Source organism: Streptosporangium sp. NPDC000396 (genome assembly GCF_042898655.1).
Lineage (GTDB): Bacteria > Actinomycetota > Actinomycetes > Streptosporangiales > Streptosporangiaceae > Streptosporangium.
The window spans coordinates 44,881-62,435 of the sequence record NZ_JBIAZA010000003.1 but is presented as its reverse complement, the minus strand read 5'-3'; the positions used below and the strand labels follow the sequence as shown (position 1 = coordinate 62,435).

Below are 17,555 nucleotides of genomic sequence, written 5' to 3'. Positions count from 1 at the left end.
CGGGGTCAACGCGTAACCTCTGATTAGAGCGGATCCGTGAATGCGGGCACCAGCCAGCCTTGAAGACTCAACTGTAGTTGCTGAGGTGGCCGGTTCCGGCATGGGGTGTGGAAGCGGTGCGACGGAACGCCTCCCAGGGGTTTCGTCCGCGCTGGTCACCAGCCTTACGGACGCGCCCCGGACCGGCCTACGCAGCGGTAGCGAGGCCGAACCGTTAGGGTCCGGTGTGGGCGGGAAAGCCAACCGGCGCCACCATCACACGACTAGATCCGGAGATCGAGCACTTGAGCAGCGAACTCGCGCCAGCCCTTGAATGGAGCGACCTGGACCGCCAGGCGGTCGACGTCGTCCGGGCCCTGGCAATGGACGCGGTAGAAAAGGCGGGTTCGGGCCACCCCGGCACCGCGATGAGCCTCGCGCCCGCCGCGTACCTGCTTTTCCAGCAGACGATGCGGCACGACCCTTCCGACCCCACGTGGGTGGGCCGGGACCGGTTCGTCCTGTCTGCCGGCCACACCAGCCTGACCCTCTACATCCAGCTCTTCCTGTCCGGCTACGGCCTGACCCTGCACGACCTGGAGATGCTGCGCCAGTGGGGCAGCCGGACCCCCGGCCACCCGGAGCACGGCCACACCGCCGGCGTGGAGACCACCACCGGCCCGCTCGGCCAGGGCCTCGGCAACGCGGTCGGCATGGCCATGGCCGCCCGCCGCGAGCGCGGGCTGTTCGACCCGGACGCGGCGCAGGGCACCAGCCCGTTCGACCACATGATCTGGTGCATCGCCTCCGACGGCGACATCGAGGAGGGCATCACCCACGAGGTCAGCTCCCTCGCCGGCCACCAGAAGCTGGGCAACCTGGTCGTCATCTACGACAGCAACCACATCTCGATCGAGGACGACACCCAGATCGCGCTGAGCGAGGACGTGCTCAAGCGCTACGAGGCGTACGGCTGGCACGTCCAGTCGGTCGACTGGACCGAGACGGGCGAATACGTCGAGGACGTCGAGGCGCTGCACCAGGCCCTGGAAGCCGCCCGCGCCGAGACCGGCCGGCCGTCGTTCATCAAGCTGCGCACCATCATCGGCTGGCCCTCGCCGAACAAGCAGAACACCGGCAAGATCCACGGCGCGGCGCTGGGCGACGCCGAGATAGCCGCCACCAAGAAGGTGCTGGGCATGGACCCGGCCCAGAGCTTCCACGTCCCGGCCGAGGTGCTGGAGCACGCCCGCGAGGTCGTCGAGCGCGGCCGCAAGGCCCACGCCGAGTGGGAGAAGGCCTACCACAGCTGGCGCGCGGCCAACCCGGAGCGCGCCGCCGAGTTCGACCGGATCTCCCAGCGCGAACTCCCGAACGGCTGGGCCAAGGCGCTGCCGACCTTCGAGGCCGGCTCCTCCATCTCCACCCGCAAGGCCTCCGGCGAGGTGCTCAGCTCGCTGGCGCCGGTCCTGCCCGAGCTGTGGGGCGGCTCGGCCGACCTGGCCGAGTCCAACAACACCACGATGAAGGGCGAGCCGTCCTTCATCCCGGAGGAGTACCAGACCAGGGAGTTCCCCGGCGGCCCCTACGGCCGGACGCTCCACTTCGGCATCCGCGAGCACGGCATGGGGGCGATCCTCAACGGCATCGCGCTGCACAACGGCACCCGCCCCTACGGCGGCACGTTCCTGGTCTTCAGCGACTACATGCGGCCCGCCGTACGGCTCGCGGCGCTGATGAAGCTGCCGGTCACCTACGTGTGGACGCACGACTCCATCGGCCTGGGCGAGGACGGCCCGACCCACCAGCCGATCGAGCACCTGTGGGCGCTGCGCGCCATCCCGGGCCTCGACGTGGTCCGTCCGGCGGACGCCAACGAGACCGCCGCCGCGTGGCGGACCGTGCTCCAGCACGACGACCGCCCGGCCGCGCTGGCGCTGACCCGCCAGGACCTCCCGATCTACGAGGGCACGAGCCACCCGGAGAAGGTCGCCAGGGGCGGTTACATCCTGGAGGAGGCCTCCAACGGCCGTCCCCAGGTGATCCTGATCGGCACCGGCTCGGAGGTCCATCTGGCCGTCGAGGCCCGCAAGATCCTGGAGGCCCAGGGCGTTCCGGCCCGCGTCGTGTCGATGCCGTGCGTCGAGTGGTTCCAGGCCCAGGACGACGCCTACAAGCAGACCGTGCTGCCGCCGGCGGTCCGCGCGCGTGTCGCCGTCGAGGCGGGAATTGCACTGGGCTGGTGGGAGTTCGTCGGAGATGAAGGGGTAGTGGTGAGCCTGGAGCACTTCGGTGCGTCGGCTCCCTACCGGACCCTTTTCGAGCAGTTCGGTCTCACGGCCGAGCGCGTGGTTGCCGCCGCCAAGGGCAGCCTCGCCAAGACCGGGGCCGACAAGGGCGAGACGACGGGAAACTGATCATGAGTGAGATCCTGAAGAGTCTTTCCGACCAGGGCGTTTCCGTATGGCTGGACGACATCAGCCGTGAGCGCCTGAGCAGCGGCAACCTGGAGTCGCTGATCCGTGACAAGCACGTGGCCGGTGTCACCTCCAACCCGACGATCTTCGCCGCAGCGCTGAGCAAGGGCGACGCCTACGCCGCCCAGCTCCATGACCTCGCCGTCCGCGGCGTGGACGTCGAGGAGGCGGTGCGCGCCATCACCACCTATGACATCCGCTGGGCCGCCGACGTGCTGAAGCCGGTCTACGACGCCACCGGCGGCGTGGACGGCCGGGTCTCGATCGAGGTGGACCCGCGCCTGGCCAGGGAGACCGAGAAGACCGTCGCCGAGGCGCGCGCGCTGTGGTGGATGGTCGACCGGCCCAACCAGCTCATCAAGATCCCGGCCACGGTCGAGGGCCTGCCCGCGATCACCCGGGCGCTCTCCGAGGGCATCAGCGTCAACGTCACGCTGATCTTCTCCCTTGAGCGCTACCGCGCCGTGATGGACGCCTGGCTGACCGGCCTGGAGCGGGCGCGGGCGAACGGGCTGGATCTGGCCGGCATCGAGTCGGTGGCCTCCTTCTTCGTCAGCCGTGTGGACACCGAGGTCGACAAGCGACTGGAGAAAATCGGCACGCCCGAGGCCAAGGCCCTCAAGGGCAAGGCGGCGATCGCCAACGCCCGCCTGGCCTTCGCCGCGTTCGAAGACGTGATGAACTCCCCGCGCTGGCAGGCCCTGAAGGCGGCCGGAGCCCACCCGCAGCGCCCGCTGTGGGCCTCCACCGGCACCAAGGACCCGAGCTACTCCGACACCCTCTACGTCGACGAGCTGGTCACGGCCGGCACGGTCAACACGATGCCGGAGAAGACCCTCGACGCCGTGGCCGACCACGGCCGGATCACCGGCGACACCATCCGCCCCTCCTACGAGGACGCCTGGAACGCCATGGCCGCGCTCAAGGAGGTCGGCATCGACTACGACGACGTGGTGAGGGTGCTGGAGGAGGAGGGCGTGGAGAAGTTCGAGGCGTCCTGGAAAGAGCTCCTGGCCACCGTCGCCGCCGAGCTGCGGAAGGCGTGAGGCAGATGTCAGTGTCCGTAACGTTCGGCGGGGAAGATCTCGCCGGGCAGGCCACGGAGACGGCCAAGCGGCTCGCCGCCGAGGGGGTCCCCCAGGCCCTGGCCGCCGGTGACCCCACGCTGTGGGGCCCGGAGGCCGAGGCCGAGGCCGCCATCCGTCTCGGCTGGCTCAACCTCCCGCAGACCAGCAGGGAGATCCTCCCGGAGATCGGCAAGCTGGTCGAGCGGGCCCGCGCGCAGGGCCTGGACCACGTGGTACTCGCGGGCATGGGCGGCTCCTCGCTCGCCCCCGAGGTCATCACCGCCACCGCCGACGTGCCGTTGACCGTGCTCGACACCACCGACCCCCACCAGGTGCGCCGCGCGCTCGACGACCGGCTGGACCGCACGATCCTGGTGGTCGCCAGCAAGAGCGGCGGCACGGTCGAGACCGACAGCCATCGGCGCATCTACGAGAAGGCCTTCCGCGACGCGGGGATCGACCCGGCCGAGCGGATCGTCGTGGTCACCGACCCGGGCTCGCCGCTGGAGCAGGCCGCCAACGAGGCGGGCTACCCGGTCTTCCTGGCCGACCCCAACGTGGGCGGCCGCTACAGCGCCCTGTCGGCGTTCGGCCTGGTGCCCAGCGCGCTGGCCGGAGCCGACGTCGAGAGGCTGCTCGACGACGCGGCGGCCGTACGGCCGCTGCTCGCCCAGGCGGAGGGCAACCCGGGCCTGGAGCTCGGCGCCGCCCTCGGCGCGGCCGCGGTCTCCGGGCGCGACAAGCTCCTGCTGGAGGACAGCCTCTCGGAGATCAACGGCCTGCCCGACTGGATCGAGCAGCTGGTCGCCGAGTCCACCGGCAAGGAGGGCAAGGGCATCCTGCCGGTCGTCGGCGCCGATCCCCGCGACACCTCTGACGAGCTGGTCGCCGGGATCGACTCCGACGGCTCGCTGACCGTCGGCGGCCCGCTGGGCGCGCAGTTCCTCGTCTGGGAGTACGCCACGGCCGTCGCCGGCCGCGTTCTCGGCATCGACCCGTTCGACCAGCCGAACGTGGCCGAGTCCAAGGAGAACACCGCCAGGCTGCTGGCCCAACCGGAGCTGCCGGTCGGGACGCCGATCGTGGTCGACGGCCCGGTCGAGGTGTACGGCGAGCTGCCCGGCTCGCAGGCCCCTAAGGACCTGCCCGAGGTGTTCTCCCGGCTGCTGGAGGCCGTCCCCTCCGACGGCTACCTCGCGATCATGGCCTATCTCGACCGGGAGGCGGCGTTCGACGCCCCCCACGCCGAGGGCGCCTCGTTCGAGGAGATGACCGACGCGTGGAGCGCGGCCGACCCGGCCACGCTGCGCGCGGAGCTCGCGGCGCGGACCGAGCGGCCGATCACCTTCGGGTGGGGGCCACGCTTCCTGCACTCCACCGGCCAGTACCACAAGGGCGGCCCGCAGAACGGAGTGTTCCTGCAGATCACCGGGGCCGTCGAGGACGACGTCGAGGTGCCCGGCAAGCCGTACACCCTGGGCCGCCTCCAGCTCGCGCAGGCGCTGGGGGACCAGGGCGCGCTGGCCAAGCGCGGCCGCCCCGTCGTGCGGCTGCACCTGACCGATCGCGCCGCCGGTGTCGCACGCCTGCTTGAGGCAGCGCGGGAGGCCTGAATGAACAAGGAAGTCCCCGGCGTGCACACCGAGGCGACGCACCCCGACGGCGTGGGCGGCGATGAGCTGCAGCCCGCCGGGGTGCCCGCCGCGCCGGCCGCCGGCGGGATCCACCCCGACGAGTCCGTGGCCGCCGCCTCGGCGGTCGCGACCGCGGCCACCACCGAGGAGGTGGTGGCGTCCAACCCGCTGCGCGACCCGCGTGACAAGCGCCTGCCGCGCGTGGCGGGGCCGTGCGTGCTGGTGCTGTTCGGCGTGACCGGCGACCTCGCGCGCAAGAAGCTGTTGCCGGCGATCTACGACCTGGCGAACCGGGGGCTGCTGCCCCCGGGCTTCTCCCTGGTCGGCTTCGCCCGCCGTGACTGGCAGGACCAGGACTTCGCGCAGCTCGCCCACGACTCCGTCAAGGAGCACGCGCGGACGCCGTTCCGCGAGGAGGTCTGGAAGCAGCTGGCGGAGGGCATCTTCTTCTGCCCGGGCGAGTTCACCGACGACGGCGCGTTCGACGCGCTGGCCATGATGCTCAAGGAGATCGACGAGACCCGGGGCACCGGCGGCAACTACGGTTTCTACCTGTCGGTGCCGCCGAAGTTCTTCCCGGTCGTGATCGAGCAGCTCAAGCGGACGGGCCTGGCGGACGCTCCCCCCGGGTCCTGGCGCCGCGTGGTGATCGAGAAGCCCTTCGGGCACGACCTGAAGAGCGCCCAGGAGCTCAACGCGATCACCAGCGCGGTCTTCCCGGAGAGTTCGGTGTTCCGCATCGACCACTATCTGGGCAAGGAGACCGTCCAGAACATCCTGGCGCTGCGGTTCGCCAACAACCTGTTCGAGCCGATCTGGAACCGCAGTTTCGTCGACCACGTCCAGATCACGATGGCCGAGGACATCGGCATCGGCGGGCGGGCGGGTTACTACGACGGCATCGGCGCGGCCCGTGACGTGATCCAGAACCACCTGCTCCAGCTCCTGGCCCTGGTGGCGATGGAGGACCCGACGTCCTTCGAGGCCAACTCGCTGCGGCGGGAGAAGGAGAAGGTCCTCAAGGCGGTGCAGCTGCCGCCGGACCTGTCGCTGTGCACCGCCCGCGGCCGCTACGGTCCGGGCTGGCAGGGCGGCGAGCCGGTCCCCGGCTACAGCCAGGAGGTGGGCATCCCGCCCGATTCCATCACCGAGACCTACGCCGCCGTCAAGCTGGAGATCGCCAACCGCCGCTGGGCCGGGGTGCCGTTCTACCTGCGGACCGGCAAGCGGCTGAGCCGCCGGGTGACCGAGGTCGCGGTGGTCTTCCAGCGTGCGCCGCACCTGCCGTTCAGCAAGGACGACACCGAGATCCTGGGGCAGAACGCCCTGGTCATCCGGGTCCAGCCGGACGAGGGCATCACGGTGCGGTTCGGCTCCAAGGTGCCGGGCACCGCGATGGAGGTCAGGGACGTCTCGATGGACTTCGCCTACGGCGAGTCGTTCATGGAGTCCTCCCCCGAGGCCTACGAGCGGCTGCTGCTGGACGTGCTGATCGGCGACCCGCCGCTCTTCCCGCACCAGCGCGAGGTCGAGCTGTCGTGGAAGATCCTCGACCCGATCGAGGAGTTCTGGGCCACCCAGGGCCCGCCTGAGGAGTATCAGGCGGGCACATGGGGGCCGGCCTCGGCCGACGAGATGATGGCCCGCGACGGCCGTGCCTGGAGGAGACTGTAGATGGCGAGCTTCATGCTCAGCGGCACGACCGCGTCGAAGATCTCCTCTCAGCTCACCCAGTTGCGGCACCAGATGGGCACCCCGGCGCTCGGCATGGTGCTGACCCTGGTGGTGGTCTGCGACGAGAGCAACCAGTACGACGCGGTCCGGGCCGCGACCGAGGCGGCCAGGGAGCACCCCTCCCGGATACTGGTCGTCATCGCGCGCGATCCGGAGGAGCCGAACCGGCTCGACGCGGAGATCCGGCTCGGCGAGTCCACCCCGGGCGAGGTGATCCTGCTCCGCCTGTACGGCGAGCTCACCAAGCACGCCGACTCGGTGGTCAGTCCCCTGCTGCTCACCGACACCCCGGTGGTGGCCTGGTGGCCGGGAGACAGCCCGAAGGTGCCCGCCCAGGATCCGATCGGAATGCTCGCCCAGCGCCGCATCATCGACGCGAGGGCCGAGGCCGACTCGGTGAAGGCGATCACCGGCCGGGCCGACGGTTACGTTCCTGGTGACACCGACATGGCCTGGACCCGGCTGACGTCGTGGCGGACCCTGCTGGCCGCCGCGTTCGACCAGCCGGTGGGCCCGGTCAAGAAGGGCGTCGTGGAGGCCGCGGCCGGCCACGCCAGCGCCCCGCTGCTGGCGGCCTGGCTCAGCGAGCGCCTCGGCGCCCCGGTGAAGGTCGCCGACTCCGCGGGGCCCGGCCTGACCGCCGTCAAGCTGTCGACGTCCGACGGCTCGGTTCTCATCACCCGCGCGGACGCCCGCGTGGCCACGCTGTCACGTCCGGGTCAGCCTGACCGCCAGGTCGCGCTGACCCGCCGCCCGACGGCGGAGCTTCTCGCCGAGGAGCTGCGCCGCCTGGACCCGGACGAGATCTACGCGGCCGCGATCCGGCGAATCGCCCGCAGTCGCAAGTCCTGATCCTCCGAGCGCCCCGCGGCCCGCCGCGGGGCGCTCTTCACTGAAAGCTTCGTTGAAAGAGAAGTCCTGTGAGCGCTCCCACCGTGATCGTCCACCGCGACGCCGACGTGCTCGCCAAGGCCGTCGCCGCCCGGGTGATCACCCGCACCGTCGACGTCCAGTCGGGCAAGGGCTCGGCCTCCCTGGTGCTGACCGGCGGCACCATCGGCATCGCCACCCTGGCCGAGATCGCCGCCAGCCCGGCCCGCGACGCCATCGACTGGCGTCACCTGGACATCTGGTGGGGCGACGAACGTTTCCTTCCCGCCGACCACCCCGAGCGTAACGAGACCGGCGCCCGCAAGGCCCTCCTCGACCATGTCGACGTCGACCCCGCCCGCGTCCACCCGATGCTCGGCCCCGACTCCGGCATGACCGCCGAGGAGTCGGCCGAGGCCTATGCCGAGGAGCTCCGCCGGGCCGCGCGCCCCGAGGACCACGGTCCCGCGCCGTCGTTCGACGTCATGATGCTGGGCATGGGCCCGGACGGCCATGTGGCGTCGCTGTTCCCGGGCATGCCGGCGCTCTACGACACCCGCCCGGTGGTGGCGGTGCACGGCTCCCCGAAGCCCCCGCCCACCCGTATCACGATGACGCTGCCGGTCATCCAGAACTCGCGTGAGGTGTGGCTGATCGCCGCGGGTGAGGAGAAGGCGGGAGCCGTACGGCTGGCGCTGTCGGACTCGGGACCGATGCAGGTCCCGGCCGCGGGTGCCCGCGGGCGCCTGCGCACGCTGTTCCTGCTGGACAGGGCGGCCGCCTCCAAGATCCCCTCTTCCCTGGGCCGCATCTCCTCCCCCTGACCCCGCGAGCTCCCGGTCCCGGGTCACGCGGTCCGCGCGGTCCGGGGCCTCATCCCCGCCGGCCCTTCCGGCGAATCTTGATGTCGCGCATGTCGGTCACCGCGACGCGCAGAACGTGGTGCGGGTGACCGTGCGTCTCCAGCGCGGCGACCGCCGCCTGGGTGGCCTCGCGCTCACCGTCGTCCGGGCCCGCGGGCACCTGGCAGCGGAAGGTGAACGCCGAAACACTCTGGTCGTGGGTGAAGGTTCCCGCCTCGGTGAACGCGGCGCCGCCCGTCGCCAGGACGGCGGCGCGGCCGGCGTCGTCCAGCCCGCTGAACTTCCCCTGGATCGTCACTCTGAACACGGTCGGTCCTTTCGTACGGCATGGGCGAGGACAGGTTCGCCGGGCGGGTCCTCGATGGCGTCCAAGAGCTCGATCACGGCCTCGGCGATCGCGCCGGGGCTCTCTCCCCCCCGCCGATCTCAGCGAAGACCGGCGGGTGGAAGCAGCCGGCCTCCCAGGCCACCGGTCGCGGCAGCGGGCCGTCCGGCGCGGTCTCGGTCTCCCTGCTAGAAGTTTAACCACGCTCCAAATATTAAGTCGATTGCAATTTTAGAGCGAACTTCACCCTAATCGTCGGCATGCCCTCGCCGGCCGTCCGCGTCCCGGCGTCCGGCGGGAGCGCAGGCGCGCCTTCACCCCTCCGCCGAGGCGGCGCTCGGAACGGCGTCCAGGCTGTCGATCTCGGCGAGGATCGCCTGCTTGCCCGGCGCGTCCAGGAAGGACGCGTTGACGGCGTTGCGGGCCAGTGCCGTCAGCGCCTCCCGGTCCAGGCCGAAGACCTCGGCCGCGATCCGGTACTCCTGGCTCAGGGTGGTGGCGAACATGGGCGGGTCGTCGCTGTTCAACGTGACGAACAGGCCCTCCTCCAGCAGGCGCGGCAGGGGGTGCTCCTTGATGTGGGCGACCTGCCCGGTGCACACGTTGGAGGTGGGGCAGACCTCCAGGGGGATCTGGGTTTCGCGCAGGTGGGCGACCAGACGGGGGTCCTCCAGGCAGGCGATGCCGTGGCCGATCCGCTCTGCGCCCAGGCCGTCGATGACCTCCCAGATCGTCTCCGGGCCGGTCATCTCTCCCCCGTGCGGAAGGCTGCGCAGCCCGGCGGCGGTGGCGGCACGGAAGGCGTCCCTGAAGGCGTCGCGGTAGCGCGGGCGCTCCTGCTCGATCCCGGCCAGCCCGAAACCTACCAATGCTTGGGGAGGTTCTTGGAGAGCGTGCTCCAGAGTCGCCTTCGCGGCCTCGACCCCGTACTCGCCGGGGATGTCGAAGATGTAGCCGACCCGGACGCCGTGCTCGTCGAGGGCACTCCGGGCGGCCAGGTCGAGCGCCTCGGTGACGGCCCGCATGGACATGCCGACGATGTGGTGGGCGTACGGCGTGACCGTCAGCTCGACGTAACGCCCGTTCTGCGCCGCGAGGTCCCGGGCCAGGCCGAGCACCAGGGTCGCCACGTCCTCCGGGTCACGGACCAGGGCGTTGACCGCCTGATAGACCTTCGCGAACTGCGGGAAGTCACGATATCTATAGAAAGCGCGGAGCTCCTCCTCCGTGGTGGGAACCCGGCTGCCGGGGTGACGGCGCGACAGCTCCAGCACGGTGGGGACGGACGCGGAACCGATCAGGTGAACGTGAAGTTCCGCTTTGGGAAGCGCGTCGATGAAGGCGTCGATGGTCATGCGGCGACCCTACGCACGCCATGTCCGAGCACGATAGACACAAGGCTTCAATCTCACATGAAAATGTAAAGATAAAGCTGATCCGCATGCGAAACACCAGACGCCATGCCTCTCCTCCTTGCCGAGCGATCTGGCGCATAGTGGGGACAAGCATCTCGACACCACCTCACGGAGGCCCCCTGTGTTCGAGCGCTTCACCGACCGCGCACGCCGTGTCGTGGTCATGGCCCAGGAGGAGGCCCGGCGGCTCAGCCACAACTACATCGGCACCGAGCACCTCCTGCTCGGCCTGATCGGCGAGGAGGACGGCATCGCGGGGCGCGCCCTGCGGTCCTTCGGCATCAGCCGCGAGCAGGTGCGCGACGACGTCGAGGAGATCATCGGCCAGGGTCGTGAAGTCCCCGCGGAGCACATCCCGTTCACCCCCCGCGCCAAGAAGGTGCTGGAGCTGTCCCTGCGGGAGGCGCTCAGCCTGCACCACAACTACATCGGCACCGAGCACATCCTGCTCGGCCTGATCCGCGAGGGCGAGGGCGTCGCGGCCCAGGTGCTCAACCAGCGGGGCGCACGCCTGGAGGCCGTACGCGCCCAGGTGATCGCGCTGATCGGACGGCGCGGCCTCGGCCACCTTCCGAGCCTGGAGGAGAGCTTCCACGGCGTCGGGTTGTCGATCGGCGCGAGGCTGGACCGGATCCAGGAAAGCCTGGAACGGATCGAACGCCGGCTGAAAGCCCTGGAGGCCCTGCAGGAGCAGGACCCGCAGGACCAGGACCCGCAGGAGCCATAGGCCTCCCCGGCGGCTCCGGCGGAGGCTCCCGGGAGCCGTCGGAACCCGCCCCGTCCGGTTCGAGGCCCCTGAGCGATCTCGAACCGGACGGGCCGGGAGGCGGATTCAGCTCAGGGAGGCCGTCGCCAGCACGCCCACGGCCATCCGGGCCTCCATCAGGGCGGGGTCCTCGGTGCGGCTCAGGGACGCGCCCAGCGAGACCAGGAGCCTGCGCATGCGCACGTTGTCCGCCAGCAGGGTCGCCCTGACCTCGGCGAAGCCGAGGTCGCGGGCCTGGGCGACGATCATCCTGGCCAGCGCCGCGCCCAGTCCCCTGCCCTGCCAGCGGTCCTCCACGAGGAAGGCCATCTCGGCGATGCCGGGGTCGGGGGTGAACATCAGGTTGGCCAGCGCGATCACCTGGCCGTCGTATCCGGCGACCAGCGAGTGGCCGCGGGTACGGTCGCAGAGCCGGTCGAAGACCCGGGGCGGCAGCACGGGCATCGAGGTGAAGTAGCGGAACCGGCGGGCCTCTGGCGAGCAGCGGTCGTGCAGGTCGCGGACCGCCTCACGGTAGAGCTGGGTGAGCGGGCGGACCTGGGTCTCGACGCCGTCGGACAGCTTGATGATCCGCTCACCGCCCGAAGGCTGGTGGGGCATGGGCTGGGCCAGCCGTACGAAGGAAGCGGCCCGGGCGGCCTCGGTCAGCGTGAAGGGCAGATCGGCCCGGCGCAACCGGATGGCACGACGCGGGGCCACGGGCACGGTCAGCAGTGTCGGGTCCGGCAGATCACTCATGTCCGAACCGTAAACCCAGCGGGAGTCGTCGGCCCGCAGCAGCTCCCCCAGCAGCTCGGGCAGCCGCCAGGGCATCGCCCGCAGCCGGGAGGCGAGCAGGAGCGCACGGGTGGGCTCGTCGGTCAGCTCGTGGGCGGTGGCGGCGACGACCTGGACCCGGCGGCCACCGGCCGCCTCCAGCGCCTCGCACACGGCCTCGGGGCCGGCGGGGATCTCCGCCACGAATTCGTCCACGGTCCCGTCCGCATCGGACTGGACACTCAGGCCCAGGATGTTGCCGCCCTTGTCCGCGAGCGCGGCGGCCAGCGAGGCCAGCCGCCCCGGGCGCTCGTCGACGATCGTACGAATCCTCAGAAACCCCATCAGAACGCTCCCTCCGTCAAGCACAGCCTGACGCAGGCCTGTTACGGGGCTGCTACACACGAGTGTGCCCACCGTTACATCTGAGAAGATCACTCATGACGCGGTTGTACAACGGTTTTCGTCGGAACGTGCGTCCCAATTGACGGATATAGCAGGATATGAAGCCATGAGTACGCGTGTTCCCCTGTCCGGGGACTTTGTCAATGGAGATGTCTCTTTCTGGTACCGCTCTGCCGGCATCCCCGTGGCAGGTGCTCCCCTCAGCGGTGACCGCGACGCCGACGTGGCGATCATCGGCGGTGGTTACACCGGCCTGTGGACCGCCTACTACCTGAAGAAAGCCCGCCCGAGCCTGCGGATCGTGGTGCTGGAGAAGGAGTTCGCCGGATACGGCGCGTCCGGGCGCAACGGCGGCTGGCTGGTCGGCGAGCTGGCGGGCACCCCCGAGCGCTATGCCAAGACGCACGGCGTGGACGCGGCGAAACGGCTCCAGCGGGTGATGTTCGAGACGATCGACGAGGTCATCGACGTCGCCGAGAACGAGGGCATCGACGCCGACATCGTCAAGGGCGGCGTCACCACCGTCGCCACCAACGCCGCCCAGGACCAGCGGCTGCACCAGTTGCTCGCCCACGAACGCCACTGGGGCTGGACCGAGGAGGACGTCCGGCTGCTGGACGCGGGAGAGCGGGAAAGCCGCCTGCGGGTGGAAGGCGCGGTCAGCGCGATCTGGAGCCCACACTGCGCCCGGATCCAGCCCGCCAAGCTGGTCCGCGGCCTGGCTCGGGCCGTACAGGACCTCGGGGTGGAGATCTTCGAGCGCACTCCGGTCACCGAGATCGCCCCGCGCCTGGCCCGCACCCCGCACGGCACGGTCCGCGCCGACTACGTCATCCGCGCCACCGAGGGTTTCACCGCCCGGATGAAGCAGTACCACCGGACCTGGCTGCCGATGAACAGCTCGATGATCGTCACCGAGCCGCTGGGCGACCTGTGGGACACGATCGGCTGGGAGGGCTGCGAGCTGCTCGGCGACATGGCGCACTACTACATGTACGCCCAGCGCACCGCGGACGGCCGGATCGCCTTCGGCGGGCGCGGCAAGCCCTACCTGTACGGCTCCCGCGTGGACGACCGGGGTCACACCCACCCCTGGACGGTCGAGGCGCTGTGGGACCTGCTGACCGGCATGTTCCCCGCGCTGAAGGCCGTGAGAGTGGCACACGCCTGGTCCGGGGTGCTGGGCGTGCCGCGCGACTGGTGCGCCACCGTCCACGTCGACCGGGCCACCGGCATCGGCTGGGCGGGCGGCTACACCGGCCACGGGGTGACCACCGCGAACCTGGCCGGCCGTACCCTGCGCGACCTGGTCCTGGGCGAGGACACCGAACTCACGTCGCTGCCCTGGGTGGACCGCAAGGTGCGAGGCTGGGAGGTCGAGCCGCTGCGGTGGATCGGCGTGCACGCCATGTACGACCTCTACCGGCGGGCCGACGCAAGGGAGAAGGCCGGCCTCGGCCGCACCTCCGTCCTGGCGCGCGTCGCCGACTCCATCACCGGACGCTGAACGTCATCGGTTCCCATCACCGGACGTTGAGCCTCATCGGCTCCATCACCGGACGTTGAGCCTCATCGGCTCCATCACTGGACGCTAAGGAGAACCATGCACTACCTGTCCGACGCCCTCCCCCACGTCTCGGCGGTGGCCGGGTGAGCGACACCCTCTTCCGCGGCGGCCGGGCGTTCCTCGCCGGCGGCGCCTTCGCCGAGGCGGTGCTGGTCCGGGACGGCCGGATCGCCGCCGCGGGCTCGGAGGCCGACGTCGCACGGCTGGCGGCCCACGGCCACGAGACCGTGGACCTGGACGGCGGCCTGCTGACCCCGGGGTTCACCGACGCCCACATCCACCCGGTCCAGGCCGGGCTGGAGCGGGCCAAGTGCGACCTGTCCGGGGTCTACGGCCTGCCGGAGTATCTTGAGCGGATCGCCGCCTACGCGAAGGCCCGCCCGGGCCACGAGTGGATCGACGGCGGCGGCTGGGACATGGCCGCCTTCCCCGGCGGCCTGCCGCACCGCTCCCAGATCGACTTCGTGGACCGTCCGGTCTACCTCATCCAGCGCGACCACCACGCCGCCTGGGTGAACACCCGGGCGCTGGAGATCGCCGGGATCACCCGCGACACCCCCGACCCCGCCGACGGCCGGATCGAGCGCGACGCCGACGGCACGCCGAGCGGCGTGCTGCACGAGGGCGCGATGGACCTGGTGGGCCTGCTCACCCCGCGTCCTGCCGCGCGGGATCTGTCCGACGCGCTGGTGGACGCCCAGGCCCACCTGTTCTCCAGGGGCATCACCGGCTGGCAGGACGCCATCGTCGGCTCCTACGCGGGCTCCGACGACCAGCTGCCCACCTACGTGGCGGCGGCGGCCTCGGGGGCGCTGAAGGCCCGGGTCGTGGGCGCGCTCTGGTGGGACCGCACGCGCGGCGCCGAGCAGATCCCCGAACTCCTGGAGCGCCGCAGGTCGGCCGAGGGCCTTGAGCGGTTCCGCGCCACCTCGGTGAAGATCATGCAGGACGGCATCGCCGAGAACTTCACCGCCGCGGTGATCGAGCCCTACTGCCGCTGCGGCGGGACCGGCCTGTCGTACGTGGACCCGGCGCTGCTGAAGGACTACGTCGCCGAGCTGGACCGGCACGGCTTCCAGGTGCATTTCCACGCGATCGGCGAGCGGGCCGTGCGCGAGGCGCTGGACAGCTTCGAGGGAACCGACCCGGCCAACCGGCATCACATCGCGCACCTGCAGATCATCGAGCCGTCCGACGTGCCGCGCTTCGCCGCCCTCGGCGTGACGGCCAACCTGCAGCCGCTGTGGGCCACCCACCACGCCCAGATGGACGAGCTGACGATCCCGTTCCTGGGTGAGGAGCGCTCGGCCTGGCAGTATCCGTTCGCCGACCTGCTGCGGGCGGGCACCCGGTTCTGCGCGGGCAGCGACTGGCCCGTCTCCAACCCCGACCCGATCCAGGGCATGCACGTGGCGGTCAACCGCACCGAACCGGGCGGCTCGGTGCACGCGGGCTATCCGACGGCGCAGACTCCGTTCCTGCCCGGCCAGAGTCTGGACCTGGCCACCGCGCTGACCGCCTACACCGCCGGTTCCGCGTGGATCAATCACGACGACGACGCCGGCACGATCGCCCCGGGCAACCGTGCCGACCTGGTCGTCCTGGACCGAGACCCGTTCACCGAGCCCCAGGCCGACATCTGGCGGACCGAGGTCGCCATGACCTTCGTCGGCGGGGAGCAGGTCTATAAGCGCTGACCTTCGGGAACGCGGCGACGGTCTCGGGTCACCCGAATGTCGGCCAACCGGTGGTTTCGCGCCAGGGGCAGGGCATCCACCTGCAGGAGGATGCCCTGCCCCTGGGAACCAGCCGGGGATCACACGGAGCCGGCTTTCACCGGGGCTGACGGGAGCTGAACAGCCGAGGTCGGCGAGGGCGCGGGTCTACCTCGTCAAGGTCTTGCCGGTGGAGTAAGGCCGCTCCAGCCTCCAGGACACCGCGCGAGGTGGCGTCAGGGTGTTCATCAGGCGTGGCATGAAGTACGACGACGAGGTTAGCTCCTACCGCCGAGACGTGGCCCGGATGAAGCCCGCTCCGGGCACGCCATCCTGACCCTGCAGCTGGCAAGGGCGCTCCTGCCCAGCTCGGCCAGAGCGCCCTGAAGCTTTTGGACGCGCCCCCTCAGGAGGCGAGCTCGGCATCCAGGTAGGCGCGGAACTCCCTGACCTGGACGGTCGTGCCGTACGGCTCAAGCCGGGCGGAGAACTTCCGGATGCGCTCGACGGAGCGGACAGAGGTCAGTGACCTGGTCATCGGGACGGCGGCCCGCGCCGAGTCGACGGCCTGTTCCACCTCGCCCATGCCGAGGTAGGCCTCGGCGACACTCACCTGATTGATCTGAGCCGCCCGGGGGCGCTTCGCCGTGAACTCGCGCACCGCCAACTCCGCGCAGTCGGCCGCCCGCCGGTAGTCGCCGAGCAGCTTCCAGCATCTGCTCATCCTGGCGGTCAGCTCCGGCTCGTCGTTCCAGGCGACCCAGGCGGGATCACGGTCGGTGGCGCCCTGGGCATAGGCCCGCTCGGCCTCGGTGAGCAGCCGCTCTACTTGCCTGGCACTGTGCGCGTCGCCGGTCTCGGCCGGTCTCGCCCGCATGGCCGTCGCTCGCGCTTCACCGATCAGCAGCATCGCCATGACACGGGGAGGCGCCTGCGCCCGACGGGCCGTGTCGACGGCGGCCCGGGCCAGCCAGACCGCCGGGGCGCCCTGCTCCAGGTGAACCGCCTGATGCGTCATGGTCGCCAACACCCAGGCACCCGTCAACGGGTCGTCACCGATCTTCGCCAGCTTGAGCGCCTGACCGAAATAGTGCTGGGCCTGCCCGTGGTGATCCAGGTCGAAGGCGGTCCAGCCCGCCATCTGGGTCATCGCGGCGGCCGCCGTCATCAGCTCGGCCCCGACCTTGTCGTCGTAACGGCCCCGCAGCAACGGCGCGACGACGGTGTTCAGATAGTCGACCACGGCCGGGCGCACCAGCCCCGCCCCGAACTGGCGGTCCATCTGCCCGAAGGCCTGCCGCGCCTCGACGACGCGCCGGACGTCGGAGAGCCCGACGACCGGGCCGGTCCCCTGACGCGCCGCCGACGCGACCGGAGCGCCGTAGCTCCACGCCGACAGCCACCCGCCCAGCGCCGCGGGCACGAACGGCAGCGCGGCCAGCACATGACGCCGCTCCGGATCCACGTCACACCTCCACAGTCGCCCAGCCGCTTCGACGGTAGCCGCGGGCGACAGGTCGCTGAAGTCCGGAACCAGCCAGGCTTCCGTATCGACCGGCGCCCCTCCCTCCACCCACCGCTCGACCTCGGCCGTGTCCACCCCGAACACCTCGGCCATCCGCGCCCGGTAGACCGGACGGATCTCCTGGCGGCCCCGCTCCCAGCGGCTCCACGTGGTCGGCGACACCCACAGCGCCTCGGCTATGGCGTCCTGGCTCATCCCCATCCGCTTGCGGGCTCGCACCAGCTCCGGCCGCCCCTCGCCGTGCCCTGTCCCGCCCACGGCCACCTCCGCTACATAGCGCTGCCATTTGACGACTCATTGTCATCTGATACGTCTCTCCGCCTCCACCCGCCAGGGGAAACGACCAGGAAACGACCACCCGACACGATGATCCGTACAGCGGGCGGCGTCGGCCGTCCCCACCCGGCGGCCCGCGCGATGGGCGGTGACGCCCACCCGAGGACCTTTCCTCCGCCCG

General features: G+C 70.9%; 12 protein-coding genes and 1 pseudogene. 9 read left to right on the top strand and 4 right to left on the bottom strand.

Annotated features, from left to right (window positions below):
* Positions 1–284: 284 nt before the first annotated feature.
* From tkt to pgl, 6 genes are all read left to right on the top strand, one after another.
* Entirely contained in the window at positions 285–2,396 is a 2,112-nt protein-coding gene (gene tkt / locus ACFY2X_RS05210) for a transketolase (protein ID WP_389932523.1), read from the top strand.
* Positions 2,397–2,398: 2 nt separating this feature from the next.
* Positions 2,399–3,502 (top strand): transaldolase, encoded by a 1,104-nt coding sequence (gene tal, locus ACFY2X_RS05205; RefSeq protein ID WP_389932520.1) that lies wholly within the window; start codon positions 2,399–2,401, stop codon positions 3,500–3,502.
* A gap of 5 nt (positions 3,503–3,507) precedes the next feature.
* On the top strand, positions 3,508–5,136 hold the full coding sequence (locus ACFY2X_RS05200; RefSeq protein ID WP_389932518.1) for a glucose-6-phosphate isomerase: 1,629 nt from the start codon (positions 3,508–3,510) through the stop codon (positions 5,134–5,136).
* Positions 5,137–6,831 (top strand): glucose-6-phosphate dehydrogenase, encoded by a 1,695-nt coding sequence (gene zwf, locus ACFY2X_RS05195; RefSeq protein WP_389932515.1) that lies wholly within the window; start codon positions 5,137–5,139, stop codon positions 6,829–6,831.
* Complete coding sequence (locus tag ACFY2X_RS05190) at positions 6,832–7,743, top strand: glucose-6-phosphate dehydrogenase assembly protein OpcA (RefSeq protein ID WP_389932511.1); 912 nt, start codon at positions 6,832–6,834, stop codon at positions 7,741–7,743.
* Positions 7,744–7,811: 68 nt separating this feature from the next.
* Positions 7,812–8,585 (top strand): 6-phosphogluconolactonase, encoded by a 774-nt coding sequence (gene pgl / locus ACFY2X_RS05185; RefSeq protein WP_389932508.1) that lies wholly within the window; start codon positions 7,812–7,814, stop codon positions 8,583–8,585.
* A 49-nt stretch (positions 8,586–8,634) separates the two neighbouring features.
* On the opposite strand, the gene ACFY2X_RS05180 is transcribed toward pgl, so the two are convergent.
* Both ACFY2X_RS05180 and add read right to left on the bottom strand, forming a co-directional pair.
* Positions 8,635–8,931, bottom strand: a complete 297-nt coding sequence (locus tag ACFY2X_RS05180; protein WP_389932505.1) for a DUF6204 family protein — start codon at positions 8,929–8,931, stop codon at positions 8,635–8,637.
* A gap of 332 nt (positions 8,932–9,263) precedes the next feature.
* A complete protein-coding gene (add, locus tag ACFY2X_RS05175; protein WP_389932502.1) occupies positions 9,264–10,304 on the bottom strand; it encodes an adenosine deaminase in 1,041 nt (346 codons plus the stop codon).
* A 181-nt stretch (positions 10,305–10,485) separates the two neighbouring features.
* Here add and ACFY2X_RS05170 point away from each other — a divergent pair.
* Positions 10,486–10,911 (top strand): annotated as a pseudogene (locus ACFY2X_RS05170) (Clp protease N-terminal domain-containing protein); the annotation flags it as partial.
* Positions 10,912–11,196: 285 nt separating this feature from the next.
* On the opposite strand, the gene ACFY2X_RS05165 reads toward ACFY2X_RS05170, so the two are convergent.
* The gene (locus ACFY2X_RS05165) at positions 11,197–12,231 is read right to left on the bottom strand and encodes a GNAT family N-acetyltransferase (protein WP_389932499.1); all 1,035 of its coding nucleotides are present in this window, start codon (positions 12,229–12,231) and stop codon (positions 11,197–11,199) included.
* A 166-nt stretch (positions 12,232–12,397) separates the two neighbouring features.
* Between ACFY2X_RS05165 and ACFY2X_RS05160 the strand changes: the two genes are divergently transcribed.
* Both ACFY2X_RS05160 and ACFY2X_RS05155 read left to right on the top strand, forming a co-directional pair.
* Positions 12,398–13,798, top strand: a complete 1,401-nt coding sequence (locus tag ACFY2X_RS05160; protein ID WP_389932496.1) for an NAD(P)/FAD-dependent oxidoreductase — start codon at positions 12,398–12,400, stop codon at positions 13,796–13,798.
* A gap of 143 nt (positions 13,799–13,941) precedes the next feature.
* The gene (locus tag ACFY2X_RS05155; RefSeq protein ID WP_389932493.1) at positions 13,942–15,555 is read left to right on the top strand and encodes an amidohydrolase; all 1,614 of its coding nucleotides are present in this window, start codon (positions 13,942–13,944) and stop codon (positions 15,553–15,555) included.
* Positions 15,556–15,979: 424 nt separating this feature from the next.
* Here ACFY2X_RS05155 and ACFY2X_RS05150 read toward each other — a convergent pair whose 3' ends face one another.
* Positions 15,980–17,356 carry a helix-turn-helix domain-containing protein gene (locus ACFY2X_RS05150; RefSeq protein ID WP_389932490.1) on the bottom strand — a complete coding sequence of 459 codons (1,377 nt, stop codon included), beginning with the start codon at positions 17,354–17,356 and terminating at the stop codon, positions 15,980–15,982.
* Positions 17,357–17,555 lie beyond the last annotated feature (199 nt).

What these genes read in the sequence shown, in the direction of transcription:
- tal (WP_389932520.1), top strand. Translation starts at nt 2,399, where the DNA reads ATGAGTGAGATCCTGAAGAGTCTTTCCGACCAGGGCGTTTCCGTATGG.
- ACFY2X_RS05200 (WP_389932518.1), top strand. Translation starts at nt 3,508, where the DNA reads ATGTCAGTGTCCGTAACGTTCGGCGGGGAAGATCTCGCCGGGCAGGCC.
- zwf (WP_389932515.1), top strand. Translation starts at nt 5,137, where the DNA reads ATGAACAAGGAAGTCCCCGGCGTGCACACCGAGGCGACGCACCCCGAC.
- ACFY2X_RS05190 (WP_389932511.1), top strand. Translation starts at nt 6,832, where the DNA reads ATGGCGAGCTTCATGCTCAGCGGCACGACCGCGTCGAAGATCTCCTCT.
- add (WP_389932502.1), bottom strand. Translation starts at nt 10,304, where the DNA reads ATGACCATCGACGCCTTCATCGACGCGCTTCCCAAAGCGGAACTTCAC.
- ACFY2X_RS05165 (WP_389932499.1), bottom strand. Translation starts at nt 12,231, where the DNA reads ATGGGGTTTCTGAGGATTCGTACGATCGTCGACGAGCGCCCGGGGCGG.
- ACFY2X_RS05160 (WP_389932496.1), top strand. Translation starts at nt 12,398, where the DNA reads ATGAGTACGCGTGTTCCCCTGTCCGGGGACTTTGTCAATGGAGATGTC.